Here is a 14,677-nt window from a genome sequence, read left to right as displayed (position 1 = left end):
AAAATGCGGAACATCACCTATCGCGATGCGGTGCGTGAAGCATTGATAGAAGCACTTGAGCGGGATCCGCGCGTGTTCCTGATGGGCGAGGATGTCGGCCGCTATGGCGGGGCCTACGCGTGCTCGAAGGGACTGCTTGAGAAGTTCGGCGAGGAGCGCATCCGCGACACGCCGCTCTCCGAGTCTGGCTTCGTCGGCGCCGGTATCGGCGCGGCGCTCGGCGGGATGCGCCCAATCGTCGAGATCATGACCATCAACTTCAGTCTCTTGGCGCTCGATCAGATCGTCAACAACGCGGCTACCCTCCGACATATGTCGGGTGGGCAGCTGTCAGTACCTATCGTGATCCGCATGGCGACGGGAGCTGGCCGCCAACTCGCCGCTCAGCACTCCCACAGTTTCGAATGCTGGTACGCGCATGTGCCGGGCCTCAGGGTCGTGGCCCCGGCAACCGTCGCCGATGCGCGCGGGATGCTCGCGACCGCGCTTCGCGAACCAGACCCGGTGATCATTTTTGAGCACGCGACGCTCTACAACGACGAGGGTCAGGTCGCGGCCGAGGGCGCTCTCGCCGTGGACCTTGATAAGGCGGCGACGAGGCGGTCCGGGCGCGACGCCACTGTTGTTACGTATGGCGGCAGTCTCAAGAAGGCCCTCGCCGCTGCAGAGACGCTCGCCGCGGAAGGCATCTCGTGCGAGGTGATTGATTTGAGGATACTGAGGCCTCTCGATGACGCGGCAGTTATGGCCTCGGTCAGGAGAACGCACCGAGCCGTGATCGTCGACGAGGGCTGGCGCTCGGGCAGTCTCGCGGCCGAGATAAGTGCCCGCATAATGGAGCAGGCGTTCTATGATCTCGATGCGCCGGTCGCACGCGTATGCAGCGCGGAGGTGCCCATTCCTTATCCGAGGCACCTTGAGATTGCGGCGACTCCGCAGCCCGAGACCATCGTCGCCGCCGTCAAGGGAGTGTTGCGGCGATGATCGAGTTCCGCATGCCGTCGCTCGGTGCCGATATGGACGCGGGTACCCTTGTCGAATGGATGAAAAAGCCCGGCGATCCCGTGCAGCGCGGCGACATCATCGCTGTCGTCGAGACACAGAAGGGCGCGATCGAGATCGAGGTCTTTGACGATGGCGTTCTGGCCGAGACGCTAGCCAAGCCGGGGGAGAAAGTGCCCGTTGGTCACATCATGGCAACGATACGCGGCAAAGACGAACGCCCTGGCGAGGTCAGTATAGAGCCCAAAGCATTCGCCAAGTCGGCCGAAGCAGCGCCCGCCGCAACAATGCCAAAGCAAACCATACCTTTGTCGACAGCGGAAATCTCCGCAGTTCGCGCCGCCATTACACCAGCCGCCCGCCGCCGGGCGGCTGAGCTTGGCATCGACCCTGCCACGATCATGCCGGGCAAGGACGGGATCATCGGTCTCGATCAAGTCGACGCAACCAAACGCGCCGCGCCTGCGCGCGCGCCTGCCGGCATCTCATTCGATGAGATGCGAAAGGCCATCGCCGCTGCCATGGCGAAGTCGCACCGCGAGATTCCGCACTATTATGTGAGTTCGACGATCGATGTCTCGCCGCTGATCGCTTGGCTCGAGGTCGAGAACGCGCGTCGGCCTGTGACCGCCCGACTGCTTTACGCGGTGCCACTCATTCGCGCTTTGGCGCTCGCGCTCGCAAAAACGCCGGAGCTCAACGGGCACTACGTTGACGGATGCTTTCTGCCTGCACAGAACGTCAACATGGGAATAGCCATTGCCATGCGCGGCGGTGGCCTCATCGCACCGGCCATCGGCGGAGTGGAGGCCCTCAATTTGGATCTCCTCATGGACAAGCTCCGGGACCTCGTGGGCCGCGTGCGTGGCGGGCGCCTCAGGAGCTCCGAACTTTCCGAAGGCACGATCACCTTTTCCAATCTAGGAGAGGAGACTGCTGACGAGGTCTTTCCTCTCATCTACCCGCCGCAAGTGGCCATCATCGGCTGTGGCAAAATTTCTGAGCGTCCGTGGGTCACCGATGGAAAGGTCGTTGTCCGCCGGACCATGACCATCTCCGTCGCCGGAGATCATCGGGTGAGCGACGGTCGGCGCGCGGCCCAGTTCCTTTCACGCTTCGAACAACTGCTAAGGAGGCCGGAGATGCTATGACGGACGCAGAGCTGACAGATCTCGTAAAATCGACACTTATTAAGATTGCACCCGACCTAGAGAATGAAAAATTTGCGGCCGATACGAACTTCCGCGAACAATTCGAAGTCGACTCGATGGACTTGCTCAACTTCATCATCGCACTCCACCAGGAAACGGGAATCGACATCCCGGAGCGCGATTACAGCAAGCTCGAGACTCTCTCGGGATGCGTCGCCTACCTCAAAGCAAAAGGCTATCCGGCGTCAGGTGCTGGCGCCCCCAGTAAGGATATGACTTCGTGATTGCCCATTCGTTCGGACGAGATTGCATCGTTTTGGGCGATATAGGTGGGACGAACGCGAGATTCGCACTCCTTGAATCAGATCGAGTTGGCCGAATTGAATCGGTGCCCGTTGCGAACTATGAACGAGTTAACGATGCAATAGAGGCGCTATTTGATCGACACTTTGATCGAGCGTCCATTTCAGGTGCTATGCTTGCCGTCGCCGGACCCGTAGAAAATGGGCGGGTGAAGATGACGAACAGCCCATGGGTCATCGATGCCGATGAGTTGCGCAAGACATTCGGTTGGAATGTTTGCGTCATCAATGACTTCGAAGCAATCGCTTGGTCGTTGCCACACCTCGCGCCGTCCGATCTGCGCTTGGTTGGCAGGGGGCAAGCGGTGCCAACCGCGCCAGCGGTGGTGCTCGGTCCGGGAACAGGTCTGGGGCTCGCCTGCCTTGTGCCGCGTCCCGACGTTGCGATTGTCCTAGAGTCCGAAGGGGGACATACGACGTTGCCCGGCGGCACGTCGCGGGAAGATGCAATCATAGCGCATCTTCGCGAACGCTTTAACCATGCGTCCGCTGAGCGAGCGCTATCAGGTGACGGACTCGTAAATCTCTATGAAGCCATTTGTTCGATTGAACGATTGCAGATCAAGAAGCGCAGCGCGGCCGAAATAACTGCGGCCGCACTCGAAAGCACCTGCCCGATCAGCATAGAGGCTTTAGATATGTTCTGCGCGATGCTGGGAACGGTCGCCGGCAACGCTGCGCTGACATTTGCCGCGCGTGGAGGCGTCTATGTAGCTGGCGGGATCGCGCCCCGCATCGTCGACTTTCTAGTCAATTCGCCGTTCCGCCGCCGCTTCGAAGCGAAGGGACGATTTGGAGCGTATCTCTCTCGTATTCCCACCGCAGTGATTATTCATTCCCATCCAAGCTTTGTCGGCTTGCAATGTTTGGCAAGACAGAAGTTCCGCCAGTAGAAGTGACGATATGCAAAACATCGCGGCGCTAACTATAAATCCGGCGGTTGACATGGCGACGTCGGTTGATCACGTGGTGCCGGTCAAAAAGCTCCGCTGCGCGACTGTCCGGCGTGATCCCGGTGGTGGCGGCATCAACGTCGCGCGTGTGCTGCACCGGTTTGGCCTTGACGCCACCGCCATCTATCCGATGGGAGGATCGATCGGGCAGTTACTCCGGCGCCTCATTGATGCGGAGGGGATCCGCAGCCTGACCATTCCGATCGGAGGCGAAACGCGCGAAAGTTTCGCGGTCGTCGAGGAAGTGACAGGACAACAATTCCGCTTCACCCTTCCGGGACCTCAAATGACTGAAGCGGAATGCCGGAGCTGCTTTGACGCGCTGGCCTCTCTCGAATGTCGACCAGACTTCATTATTGCAAGCGGCAGCTTGCCGCCCGGGGTCCCTGAAGATTTCTATGCGCAGGTCTCGCGGCTGGCAAAGGAGAGGGGCGCAAGGTTCATTCTTGATACGTCTGGACCTGCGCTGAAACACGCGATCGGGGAAGGTGCATATCTCATCAAACCAAATCTCAATGAATTGAGCGAATTGATGAATATGACGCTGGCAGATCAAGACTCTTGCATTCATGCGTGTTACAGCGTTGTCGCGAGTGGAGGAGCCGTGATCGTCGCGCTGACGCTGGGCGATCGGGGCGCATTGTTGGTCACGCGTGACAATGTTTGGCGTGCATCCGCCATTCCAATTAAGCCTGTTAGTTCGGTGGGTGCAGGTGACAGCTTTCTGGGCGCCATGGTTTGGAGCATCGCCGTCGGCCACGATCTGCAGACTGCGTTTCGGTACGGCGTTGCCTCCGGAGCGGCTGCGCTACTGGCGCCGGGAACTGAACTTTGCCTTCGTAAGGATGTCGAACGCCTTTATCGCGAAGTTTCAATAGAAGCGATTGAGGTACCGCATCGCGCGCGAGATAGATTGTCTAAGACAAGCCAGTAGGTCAAAATATCGGCATCGCCTGACATGGCCTCCCGCGATGAAATTGTTAGTGCATGGGTTTGCCAACGCCTGGACATCGATAGCCACCTCGACCTCACATAGAAAAAAACGCCGGCGACCAAAAGACCAAGCTTTCGAAGACGAAGGTACGCGATGCCCCAGCTCGTTCTATTGCGTCATGGTGAGAGCATTTGGAATCGTGACCATATCTTCACCGGATGGACCGACATCGATTTGTCGGAAAGGGGTATGGCGGAATCGAAAGAAGCGGCACACTTGCTGACAGAGCACGGCATCCGATTCGATCGCTGCTTCACCTCTGTTCTCAAGCGCGCAATCCGGACACTGTGGATCGTCCTTGATGAAATGGATTTGATGTGGCTGCCCGTCCAGCAAAGTTGGCGTCTTAATGAGCGGCACTACGGTGCCCTGCAGGGACGAAACAAGGACGAAGTATGTAAGGTGGCCGGCGAGGAGCTGTTTCGTCAGTGGCGCCGAAGCTATTCGACGCGGCCGCCGCCGTTGGACGATTCTGACGAACGCTATCCTGGACGCGAGCGAAAATATGCCGTGCTGCGCCCCGATCAAATTCCGCGCTGTGAAAGTCTGCAGGACACGGTCGCGCGCGTCCTGCCATATTGGCACACACATATCGAGCCGCAGCTGACGAAGGGGCAAAATCTTCTCGTCGTTGCCCATGGAAATAGCCTTCGGGGCATCGTGAAATACCTCGATAAGATTGCCGACGACGATATTTTAGACCTGGAAATCCCGACCGGAAGGCCGCTCGTCTATGATTTCGATGCCGAACTCAGTCCCATTCAAAGCCGCTATCTAGAGCCAAAGGAGCGGAACGATTCTCTTGCACGAAACTCGAAGACTTGACGAAGATCAGTGCTGAAACGTTCCAGTTTCTGAAACGTCGCCGGTCATCGCCAAGCACAATGGGCAGGAGCCACTAAGGGCTAGGCCCAACATGCCCGCTAGTCGTGTCGGCAAATACAAATACCGGCACTGCAAAAACCGGCCCGCAAACGAGTCAAGGTTGTATGCTGCATGGACGATCACAAAGAGCTTATCCTTCAGCTTTCGGAAATTGGTCGCACGGATATTAATAAAGTCGGCGGTAAGAACGCCTCGCTTGGGGAAATGATGAGCCGGCTCAAGGATGCCGGCATTCGCGTCCCACAAGGGTTCGCTACCACAGCAGCGGCCTATCGGTTCTTCTTGGAGGCGAACGAACTCCGTCAGCCAATTGCCACCGAGCTCGAAAAGCTGAATGATGACTTGAGTAATTTATCTCAAGTGGGTGGTGCGATACGCAAGCTTATTCTGAATGGGAAACTTCCAGAGCCCCTGGCGCAAGCGGTGCGAGGGGCTTATCGACAAATGGGCGACGGCGGACCAGTCGGTGTTGCTGTGCGCTCGAGTGCGACGGCGGAAGATCTTCCTGAGGCGAGTTTCGCGGGGCAGCTTGAGACCTTCCTGAACATACAAGGTGAGGATGAGGTGCTAGAGGCTTGCAAGAAGTGCTTCGCCTCTATGTTCACCGATCGGGCGATCAGTTATCGCAAAAACAATAAGATCGATAATCTTGAAATTGCACTTTCGGTTGGCGTCGAGCGGATGGTTCGCTCCGACTTGGCTTGCTCAGGCGTGATGTTTTCGATCGACACGGAAACTGGATTTCCACGCTCCGTTTTGATCAACGGAGCGTGGGGTCTAGGGGAGACGGTGGTTCAAGGAATGGTCGAACCCGACGAGTATCGTGTCTTCAAGCCGCTCCTTGAGAAACCATCGCGGAAACCGATCATCGAGAAGACACTGGGTGCCAAGGTTCGCAAGTTGATATACGCGGAGAAGGGCTCAACATCCCTGGTTGACACCAGCAACGATGAGCGACGCAGATTCATCCTTAGTGATGATGAGATCCTAACGCTTGCCCGATGGGGAGTTGCCATAGAGCGTCATTACGGTCAAGCGATGGACATCGAATGGGCAAAGGACGGACAAACAGGCGAACTGTTCTTCGTCCAGGCGCGACCGGAAACAGTTCAGTCGCGGCGTGAAGCCAGTCAGCTCAGGACGTATAGACTGCGGAAAAAAGGGTCGCTTATCATTTCCGGACTCGCGGTCGGCGACGCTATCGGCGCCGGCAAGGTCTGCAAGTTGGCCAGCGCCGATGATATCCAGAATTTTCAAGACGGCGCGGTCCTCGTCACGGGCATCACCGACCCGGATTGGGTGCCGATCATGAAGCGGGCAGCCGCGATTGTCACAGACCATGGTGGTCGCACGAGCCATGCAGCGATCGTCAGCCGCGAACTCGGGCTTCCAGCGATCGTCGGAACCGGGAATGCGACCGAGACTCTTCAAAACGATCAGGAGATCACCGTTTCATGCGCCGAGGGCGAAGTGGGCCATGTATATGAGGGCATCATAGATTTTGATGTGACTGATATCGACACGGCACAGATTCCGAAGACGCATGCCAAGGCAATGATCAATCTTGCCAATCCATCGGCAGCGTTCCGCTGGTGGCGTCTGCCGACCGATGGTGTGGGCTTGGCGCGCATGGAATTCATCATCAGCAACTACATCAAGGTTCATCCCATGGCCTTGGTGCGCTTCGACGAGATCAAGGACGAAAAGGTTCGCAACCAAATTGAATGTCTCACTCACGGTTTCGACTCGAAGCAGGACTATTTCGTCGATACTCTTGCTCGCGGCATCGCACTCATCGCCGCCGCGCATTATCCCAACCCAGTTGTCGTTCGGATGAGTGACTTTAAGACCAACGAATATGCCAAACTCATTGGGGGAGCTGGTTTCGAACCCAAAGAGGAAAATCCAATGCTGGGCTGGCGCGGAGCGAGCCGTTACTACCATCCAGACTATCGTGAGGGTTTCGCATTGGAGTGCCGGGCCATCCGCCGGGCGCGCGAGGAAATCGGGCTTTCCAATATCATAATGATGATCCCATTCTGCCGCACGCCTGAGGAAGCGGATCGCGTCCTTTCCGAGATGGCAAGTCATGGACTAATGCGGGGCAAAGAAGGACTCGAAGTTTACGTCATGGCTGAGCTGCCCTCGAACATACGGTTGGCAGAGCGGTTCGCAGAACGCTTCGATGGATTTTCGATTGGCTCAAATGATCTCACTCAACTCGTGCTCGGCATTGACCGCGATAGTGAAAGACTTAGCGGCTTGTTCGACGAGCGGCACGAGGCGGTCACCTTGATGATCTCAGATCTGCTTGCAGCAGCACAAAAGACCGGGACACACACCGGGATTTGCGGGCAGGCGCCGAGCGACCATCCAGAATTTGCACATTTCCTTATCGAGCACGGGATCGATTCTATTTCTGTAAATCCGGACAGCTTCATACGCGTTAAGCAAGAGATCGCCGCTGCAGAAGGATCGCTATCGAAATTGGCCAGTCGTAGCGAAGCGCCACGAACGGATTGATTGATTATTCTCGAATCTGGACAAGCGTCAGCTTTGGACCCGAAGCTAACGCTCACGACGGTGACCGTGCAGTCTTGTTGATCCGCTTGGAATTCAACTCTCGGGAGAATTCGCCATCCTCAACAAAGTTCGCGTCATCATCGCCATCAGTCTCTTTGTGATGTCCTTGCCTGCAACTGCGCAGGATCTCTCGCCACTTCCAGTAGATACGAAACCAACATGGGTGGAGCGCAGCAATGCTTATGCGCAGATACTGATCGGGGCAGAGGCGCCGTTCAGACCTGAGTCGTTCTCGAAATTCGGCGTTGCCGGCTACGATGATCGTGTCGCGGACTTAAGAGCCGATAATGTGCGCAGGTTCCGTGCGGCGGTTGCTGCCGCCAAATCTGAATTGCACGAAAAGCTCAACACCGAGCGCGACCCGAACGTCCGCGAAGATCTTGAAATCATGATCGCGACGGCAACCGACGACATCGAAAGCAGCGAATTGCAGGAACGGCTGGTCTTGCCTTGGCAAGACGTGTCCCAATTGGTGTTCGAGGGTTTGCGCGGTCTTTTGTCGGAGCAGACACCCCCCGAACGCAGAGGGCACGCTCTTGATCGTCTCAAGCGCTATGCGGGTCTCGCTCCCGGCACTGTTCCTCTGATGACGCTGGCAATACAGCGGTATGAGGAACGTGTCGGCGATGGCACGCTACTGCGTCCGTCCAGACCGGAAGTCGAACAGGCACTACGGAATGCCGATACCTATATGATCGGTATCCGCAAATTATTCATCGACTTGAAGGTCTCCGGAGCTGAGGATGCCCTCGATGCTCTTGATAAGCAGACCAACGAATATACGGCTTGGTTGCGTTCCGAGGTTCTGCCTCATGCCCGGACGGATACTAGGCTACCTCCTGCGTTATATGCTGACGCCCTGAAGCGGACCGGCGTCGATATCGACGCTCAGTCTTTAATTCAAAGAGCTGAATTGGAGTTCATGGAAACGCGGGCGGCGATGCAACAGCTCGCTCCGTTGGTGGCACGCGAGAAAGGCATACCGGCGGCGGACTATCGCGACGTGATCCGTGCTTTGAAGAAGGAGCCGATCCCCACTAGCGAACTCGAAAGCCACTACCGGAAGGTGATCGAGACGATTGTGGCCATTATCCGAAAGCAAGGCATCGTCCTGACGCCAAATAGGCCGATGGCCATGCGTCTTGGAAGCGACGCTGAAAACGCCTCTCAGCCGGCGCCGCATTTCTTGCCGGCACCTCTGGTTCGAAATACCGGACAGCAAGGAACATTTGTTCTTTCCGTCAACAATCCGGCACTCGGCGCAGATGGTGCCTTCGATGATTTCAATTATCCGTCGGCCGCCTGGACTCTGGCTGCCCATGAAGGCCGCCCCGGACATGAACTGCAGTTCACTGCGATGCTTGAACGTGGCGTCTCGCTTGCACGCGCTCTTTTTGCCGCCAATTCAGTCAATTCGGAGGGGTGGGCGCTCTACGCCGAGGCGGAGATGATGCCGTACGAACCCCTCGATGGCCAATTAATTGCACTGCAATTCCGCCTCTTCCGAGCAGCGCGTGCGATGCTTGATCCGATGCTGAATCTCGGATTGATCGAACGCGAGCAGGCAAGCGATCTTCTAACCCGCGACGCCGTGTTGTCGAAAGCAATGGTCCGACAGGAACTCGATCGCTACACCTTCAACATGCCTGGACAGGCGACCAGTTACTTCTATGGTTATGCGTGCATCATGGAGTTACGGATGGAAACCGAACTCACGCTCGGAAATGTTTTTGACAGACTGGCGTTCAACAATTTCTTGCTGGAAGAGGGGCCGTTACCTCCAGCTCTGCTTGCGCAAGCGGTACGCGAGCGTTTCATTCCGGCCCAACTCGCAAAGCGCTGATCGGCACGTCGAGATATTAACGGCGCTCCGCGCCTGAAAATATGCTATGGGTCACACAAGAGTGATTGCGGAGTGGCGCAGCCATGCCAAAGCACCTAGCAGAACACGACGAACTCTAATCAAATCCATCTCTTCGCGTCGTATTTGGAAATTTGGCTTGCTAGCCCGCCTATCACGTTCAGGCTTTGAGCCTTCAGGCCGCCTCAGATCCGGAAGAATGATCATGACAATGCCTCCCTCCCTCGCGCATGCCATCCAGAAAATTCAGGAATGGCTCAATGAGCTGAGCGAAAAAGGTGATCTCGCAGATGGTCAGGAAGCCCTTGGCGTTTTGCGCGGTGTTCTCCACCATCTCAGGGATCGCCTGACGCTTGAAGAGGCCGTCGATCTAGGTGCTCAGCTTCCGATAATCGTGCGCGGCATCTACTATGAAGGCTGGCAGCCCCGAAAAGGGCCAAGCAAAGTGACCACGAGACAAGAATTTGTCGAAGAAATATCTGGGAGGGACTTCCCGAATGCTGTCCCGGCGGAGCGCGCGATTCGCGATGTATTTGCGCTCCTCGCACACCATTGCGATCCAGGTGAAATCGCCGATGTAATTTCGCAGCTACCGGCCGAATTGAAGGCACTCTGGCCCGACACAGCGCAAACCTTCCGCAAACGTGCGCAGAGAAGTGCGGATTCCTAGGAACGCGGATTTAGTTCAATATGACCAGGATAATCTCTGAGAATGAGCCCGTGGAGCTGCAGATTTCTCCCGAGAAAGTCTGCTTCGTAATTATCAAGGCTCACGAGTTCGACGCCAAGGATGTCGTGACGGAACCCGATCCCGGCTCCAATGCCTCCGATGATCGGATGGCGGAGGTTCTCGAAGACCACAACGATGATCCTTCCTTGCAGGAATTGACGTCGTTCATCAACGCCATGACGGAAGATGAGCAGATCGATCTTGTGGCTCTCGCTTGGCTCGGGCGCGGCGACTACACCGCAGCTGACTGGCTAGAGGTACGCAAGGAAGCGGCGAGCGCTCACAATCGATACACGGCGCGTTATCTTCTCGGCATTCCCACGCTAGGCGATTTCCTCGAAGAAGGTCTTTCGCTACTGGGTTACTCGTGTGAAGAGTTCGAGATCAACAGACTTTGATATAAACTTGTGCGCGCGGTTCGCACTCGCCCGCGCGCGTCTGAAGAGTTCTAATCACGCGTGATGCGCAGATACGGCCGTTATGACTTCTCCCGAGACACTACGAGGCGCCGCGTGAGAAACATCCCCAATGCTGAGCATACCGACCATGCGCTTTTTGCCGTCGATGACGGGTAGACGGCGAATTTTCTTTGTTTCCATGAGCCGCAGCGCGTCTTCGAGTTCTTCCTCGGCGGTGCAGTAGACAATTCCCTTGGACATCACGTTCTGGGCGGTCATCTTCGAAACGTCTTGGGAGCCGGCAATCGCTCTGCAGGTAATATCGCGGTCAGTCACCATGCCGACGAGCCGGTCGTTCTCTCCAACTGGCAGTGCACCAATATCGAGATCCTTCATCAGCTGCGCTACTTGGCTAAGGGGGGTTTGTGGACTTACCCACTCGGCGCCTTTATGCATTACATCTCTGACCTTCATGGCCTCCTCCTGACATACTAAGACTACTGCGACTAAACTCACGACGAGACAGTCAAACGGTCATCGACCCACTGGACTCCGGGGACTGACCACGCTGCATTCTCGACCACGTCGTGATCTTCCCAACTGTCGACAACCCCTTCGAGGCTCACTCGATTGTCGTTTGAGACGTTGATGCGAATGGCGTTGGCCTCAACCTGCGCGCTTCTAGCCAATGCGGCCTCGATCTTCTTCTTGATATCTGCCGTCTGAACCGACGCCTTGACGGATATGGAATTGGTAACGCCGATGACACCCAGTAATTTCTTGATGGCGTCTTCCACGGCTTTCTTCTGATAGTGCCAGTCTACGGTGCCGCTGAGGTTTACCCATCCTTTTTCGACGGTCACCTTAACGTCTTCGTGCGGGATCATTGCGTGCCATTTCAAAACATTGAGGACGCGCTTCGCAATTTCCTCGTCCGCCGTCTTGTGCTCGCCGGGATAGCGAACCTCGATTTCCTGTGCCACGGCGCGCACGCCTTTGACTCGGCGTACAGCCTGTAGTGCGGCAATCTTCTCGGCATAGCTTCGAACGTGGCCGGTCAAGGTTACGATGCCGTCATCAGCAGCGACCCCGATATTTGTTGCGTCGATGCTGGGTTCGAATTCAAGCTCGTCGATGACGAACTGGCGAAGCTGGATATCGCTCATTGAAGTATCCTTCCACTCAACTCACCACAAAATAGTTGCGTGGAACAGCAAGTCACAAAGCGCTTTGCGTTGAGTCAATCCTCAAGCAGAAATTTTAACTCGCCAATTTACGTTCGCAGGCCATGCTGCGCAGCGACTTTCGACCGAGCCTTGCCTTGCGAAGCCGAAAATCGGTAGAGAGCGACGACTGCTCTACACAACGGCAGAACTCCGATGGTTCGCGAGTATCTTCCCTGATCAGGGCGCTTGATGCTTCTCGAGATAGGACGTGATATCGTCGATCACCTGATCAGCGTGTTCCGGCGGGGTGTCCTTCCGGAAATAACGTTCCCACGCCAGCAGACGCATTGTGCCATGTCCGCTTACCCCGCCGTCACGAATAATGGCCTTGACGCGCCCCTCAGGAAACATCCCGCCATTTCTCTTGGCTATTAGCGTAAGATCCGGAGCTGGCCTTTTCAGCGCTTCGGCAAACATGCCCGTATCTGTGCCCATGCCGTGACATAAGGCGCAATAAGTCATGTATGGCATTTCGCCAAGCTCGAGGCGATTGGCGTCTACTTCCTCAGCACCGGCACTGACCAAGGGAAGAAAAACAAGTGGAACAAATAGCAACGACGCTCGCATAGCCGTCATCCTCAAAATTAAAATAAAATAAGTGCTGTTCGCAAACGATGGCCTTGAGGCAAGTCAAGCCCTGTTGAGCGCTGGAGCCGGAACGTGCTCCCGCGAAATATACTTTATCTCCCGCGTTTGAACATTCCTAAAGCCAGCGAGGAAGCCGCCCACGCCAAGCACACGAGACGAGATTTGCGAGTCCTAGTGAAGGCAAAGCGCTGCATACGACCGCTTGGTGCTCGCCGAAGTCGCTGACGAAGCTCCCAAACAACGAGATCGCCAGCCGTCTGGCCAGCCGCCTGAAAGGAATGATAATCTTCCACCTCAAGATCTGCCGGAGCGCGGATGCCGATGATGATTAGGCAAGATCAAAGCGAAGCAATTGCTTTCCTCTCGAGCCTATCGGACGTTACCGAACGACATGACACGCATATCTCGATCATTATCCTGAGTGGTAAGCGCGCCTATAAGCTCAAGCGTTCGGTTTGCTTCCCCTATTTGGATTTCTCTACAGCCAGCCTGCGGCTGTCTGCATGCCTGCGAGAACTAGAACTTAATCGGCGCACCGCACCGTCCCTTTATGTTGCCGTGCGACGTATCACACGGGAAGCCAGCGGCCGCCTGACATTCGACGGCAACGGAGAATTGGTCGATTCCGTTGTTGAAATGGTGCGCTTCGATCAACGAGATCTCTTCAGCCAAATCGCTGAACGGAACGAACTCGGTCCTACCCTCCTCTCCAAGACGGCAATCGCGATCGCAGACTTCCATCGAGATGCAGCAATCGATCATCGGCGATCGGGTAGCGAGATCATGACGGCTGTCCTGGATATGAATTCGGAATCGATCAGGGCCGCGGGAATCTTTGGCGCTGACCAGGCGTACGCCCTTGAAATGGAGCTCAAGGCGATGCTCGATCGGTTGGGGTGGTTACTGGATGAGCGCGAGAGATCTGGCAAAGTGCGCCGTTGCCACGGAGATCTGCACCTCCGAAACATCTGCTTGCTTGATGGCTCTCCCACGCTTTTCGACTGCCTGGAATTCGATGATGATCTCGCCACCATCGACGTGCTTTACGATCTCGCCTTTCTGCTCATGGACTTATGGGGTCGGGGACTTCGCGCCGAGGCAAACTGGGTGTTCAATCGTTATTTCGATGCTGCCGATGAAGATGATGGTGTCGCTCTCCTGCCTTTCTTCATGGCTGTTCGTGCTTCTGTTCGCGCGCATGTCGCCGGCGTCCAAGTCACGGATAGAAGCGGAGCTGCGTTCAAGGAAGCCAGCGCCTATTTTGAGCTTGCCGGCGATCTGTTGAATTTTAGCCCACCGCAGCTCGTTGCTGTTGGTGGCCTGAGCGGGTCCGGCAAGTCATCCGTTGCTGCAGCGGCCGCCCATCGGTTAGGACCGCCGCCAGGCGCCCGTGTGCTTTCCAGTGATCGAATTCGCAAGCGCTTATACGGCGTCCCGGCAGAAACGCGTTTGCCGCCTGAAGCATATCAACCCGGCGTGTCGAAACGCGTTTATGCGGAGCAAGCCCGGACAGCGGCAACTTTTCTGAAGAGCGGCCACGCTGTTATCGCCGACGCCGTCTTTGATCGCGCTGAAGACCGGCAACGGATTGAAGCGGCGGTCCCTGACACGGTTCCCTTCAATGGCTTCTGGCTGGATGCGCCGCTCGAGCTGCTTATTGATCGCGTGAGCCGCCGCATTGGAGATCCCTCCGATGCAACGCCAAGCGTCTTACGGCAACAGGCGAACAGCGCGACGCAGACTGAATGGCAATCGCTCAGCTCCAGTGAAGGGATCGCGAAGACGGCTGCTATGCTGATTAAGCGCGTGCAAGCCGCGCCGGATATGGCGGAGCGTTAAGCCGACTTCATAGACAGATCAAACCTGACGTCCAGATGACGGCCGGAATCGCTCCGAGCGTAGCGAAGTCTAGGTTAGCTTGATGCGTCTACGTCGGTGATGGAG

General features: G+C 56.5%; 14 protein-coding genes. 11 read left to right on the top strand and 3 right to left on the bottom strand.

What is annotated here, in order from left to right:
- The first annotated feature begins 3 nt into the window (after window positions 1-3).
- From G359_RS16320 to G359_RS16275, 10 genes are all read left to right on the top strand, one after another.
- Window positions 4-984, top strand: coding sequence for an alpha-ketoacid dehydrogenase subunit beta (locus tag G359_RS16320; protein ID WP_045838132.1), 981 nt, complete (start codon window positions 4-6; stop codon window positions 982-984).
- On the top strand, window positions 981-2,153 hold the full coding sequence (locus tag G359_RS16315; protein WP_045836978.1) for a dihydrolipoamide acetyltransferase family protein: 1,173 nt from the start codon (window positions 981-983) through the stop codon (window positions 2,151-2,153). Before G359_RS16320 ends, G359_RS16315 begins: the two co-directional genes overlap by 4 nt.
- A complete protein-coding gene (locus tag G359_RS16310) occupies window positions 2,150-2,437 on the top strand; it encodes an acyl carrier protein (RefSeq protein ID WP_045836977.1) in 288 nt (95 codons plus the stop codon). Before G359_RS16315 ends, G359_RS16310 begins: the two co-directional genes overlap by 4 nt.
- Window positions 2,434-3,408 (top strand): glucokinase, encoded by a 975-nt coding sequence (glk, locus tag G359_RS16305; protein ID WP_371199075.1) that lies wholly within the window; start codon window positions 2,434-2,436, stop codon window positions 3,406-3,408. Before G359_RS16310 ends, glk begins: the two co-directional genes overlap by 4 nt.
- Window positions 3,409-3,418: 10 nt before the next feature.
- Complete coding sequence (locus G359_RS16300; RefSeq protein ID WP_045836976.1) at window positions 3,419-4,402, top strand: 1-phosphofructokinase family hexose kinase; 984 nt, start codon at window positions 3,419-3,421, stop codon at window positions 4,400-4,402.
- A gap of 153 nt (window positions 4,403-4,555) precedes the next feature.
- Window positions 4,556-5,287 (top strand): 2,3-diphosphoglycerate-dependent phosphoglycerate mutase, encoded by a 732-nt coding sequence (gpmA, locus tag G359_RS16295; protein ID WP_045836975.1) that lies wholly within the window; start codon window positions 4,556-4,558, stop codon window positions 5,285-5,287.
- Window positions 5,288-5,458: 171 nt separating this feature from the next.
- Window positions 5,459-7,870 (top strand): phosphoenolpyruvate synthase, encoded by a 2,412-nt coding sequence (gene ppsA, locus G359_RS16290; protein WP_045836974.1) that lies wholly within the window; start codon window positions 5,459-5,461, stop codon window positions 7,868-7,870.
- A gap of 223 nt (window positions 7,871-8,093) precedes the next feature.
- Complete coding sequence (locus G359_RS16285) at window positions 8,094-9,773, top strand: DUF885 domain-containing protein (RefSeq protein WP_210165515.1); 1,680 nt, start codon at window positions 8,094-8,096, stop codon at window positions 9,771-9,773.
- 46 nt (window positions 9,774-9,819) lie between these two features.
- Entirely contained in the window at window positions 9,820-10,461 is a 642-nt protein-coding gene (locus tag G359_RS16280) for a DUF2267 domain-containing protein (protein ID WP_082072971.1), read from the top strand.
- Window positions 10,462-10,481: 20 nt separating this feature from the next.
- Entirely contained in the window at window positions 10,482-10,919 is a 438-nt protein-coding gene (locus tag G359_RS16275) for a DUF3775 domain-containing protein (RefSeq protein WP_045836971.1), read from the top strand.
- Between the two features lie 54 nt (window positions 10,920-10,973).
- Here G359_RS16275 and G359_RS16270 read toward each other — a convergent pair whose 3' ends face one another.
- The 3 genes from G359_RS16270 to G359_RS16260 all read right to left on the bottom strand — a co-directional run bounded on the left by G359_RS16270 (window position 10,974) and on the right by G359_RS16260 (window position 12,712).
- Window positions 10,974-11,393 (bottom strand): CBS domain-containing protein, encoded by a 420-nt coding sequence (locus G359_RS16270; RefSeq protein ID WP_045836970.1) that lies wholly within the window; start codon window positions 11,391-11,393, stop codon window positions 10,974-10,976.
- Between the two features lie 38 nt (window positions 11,394-11,431).
- Window positions 11,432-12,085, bottom strand: coding sequence for a BON domain-containing protein (locus G359_RS16265; RefSeq protein ID WP_045836969.1), 654 nt, complete (start codon window positions 12,083-12,085; stop codon window positions 11,432-11,434).
- Between the two features lie 237 nt (window positions 12,086-12,322).
- A complete protein-coding gene (locus tag G359_RS16260; protein WP_245280070.1) occupies window positions 12,323-12,712 on the bottom strand; it encodes a c-type cytochrome in 390 nt (129 codons plus the stop codon).
- Between the two features lie 342 nt (window positions 12,713-13,054).
- Between G359_RS16260 and G359_RS16255 the strand changes: the two genes are divergently transcribed.
- Window positions 13,055-14,572 (top strand): bifunctional aminoglycoside phosphotransferase/ATP-binding protein, encoded by a 1,518-nt coding sequence (locus tag G359_RS16255; protein WP_245280069.1) that lies wholly within the window; start codon window positions 13,055-13,057, stop codon window positions 14,570-14,572.
- The last annotated feature ends 105 nt before the right edge of the window (window positions 14,573-14,677 follow it).

Origin of the sequence: Hyphomicrobium sp. 99, from assembly GCF_000384335.2 — a bacterium.
In the GTDB taxonomy this organism is placed as follows: domain Bacteria; phylum Pseudomonadota; class Alphaproteobacteria; order Rhizobiales; family Hyphomicrobiaceae; genus Hyphomicrobium_B.
Note: the sequence above shows the minus strand (reverse complement) of the source record. Positions and strands in the feature narration are given on the sequence as shown.

What these genes read in the sequence shown, in the direction of transcription:
- G359_RS16255 (WP_245280069.1), top strand. Translation starts at nt 13,055, where the DNA reads ATGATGATTAGGCAAGATCAAAGCGAAGCAATTGCTTTCCTCTCGAGC.
- G359_RS16275 (WP_045836971.1), top strand. Translation starts at nt 10,482, where the DNA reads ATGACCAGGATAATCTCTGAGAATGAGCCCGTGGAGCTGCAGATTTCT.
- G359_RS16265 (WP_045836969.1), bottom strand. Translation starts at nt 12,085, where the DNA reads ATGAGCGATATCCAGCTTCGCCAGTTCGTCATCGACGAGCTTGAATTC.
- G359_RS16260 (WP_245280070.1), bottom strand. Translation starts at nt 12,712, where the DNA reads ATGCGAGCGTCGTTGCTATTTGTTCCACTTGTTTTTCTTCCCTTGGTC.
- gpmA (WP_045836975.1), top strand. Translation starts at nt 4,556, where the DNA reads ATGCCCCAGCTCGTTCTATTGCGTCATGGTGAGAGCATTTGGAATCGT.
- G359_RS16315 (WP_045836978.1), top strand. Translation starts at nt 981, where the DNA reads ATGATCGAGTTCCGCATGCCGTCGCTCGGTGCCGATATGGACGCGGGT.
- ppsA (WP_045836974.1), top strand. Translation starts at nt 5,459, where the DNA reads ATGGACGATCACAAAGAGCTTATCCTTCAGCTTTCGGAAATTGGTCGC.
- G359_RS16300 (WP_045836976.1), top strand. Translation starts at nt 3,419, where the DNA reads ATGCAAAACATCGCGGCGCTAACTATAAATCCGGCGGTTGACATGGCG.
- G359_RS16270 (WP_045836970.1), bottom strand. Translation starts at nt 11,393, where the DNA reads ATGAAGGTCAGAGATGTAATGCATAAAGGCGCCGAGTGGGTAAGTCCA.
- G359_RS16320 (WP_045838132.1), top strand. Translation starts at nt 4, where the DNA reads ATGCGGAACATCACCTATCGCGATGCGGTGCGTGAAGCATTGATAGAA.
- G359_RS16310 (WP_045836977.1), top strand. Translation starts at nt 2,150, where the DNA reads ATGACGGACGCAGAGCTGACAGATCTCGTAAAATCGACACTTATTAAG.
- G359_RS16280 (WP_082072971.1), top strand. Translation starts at nt 9,820, where the DNA reads ATGGGTCACACAAGAGTGATTGCGGAGTGGCGCAGCCATGCCAAAGCA.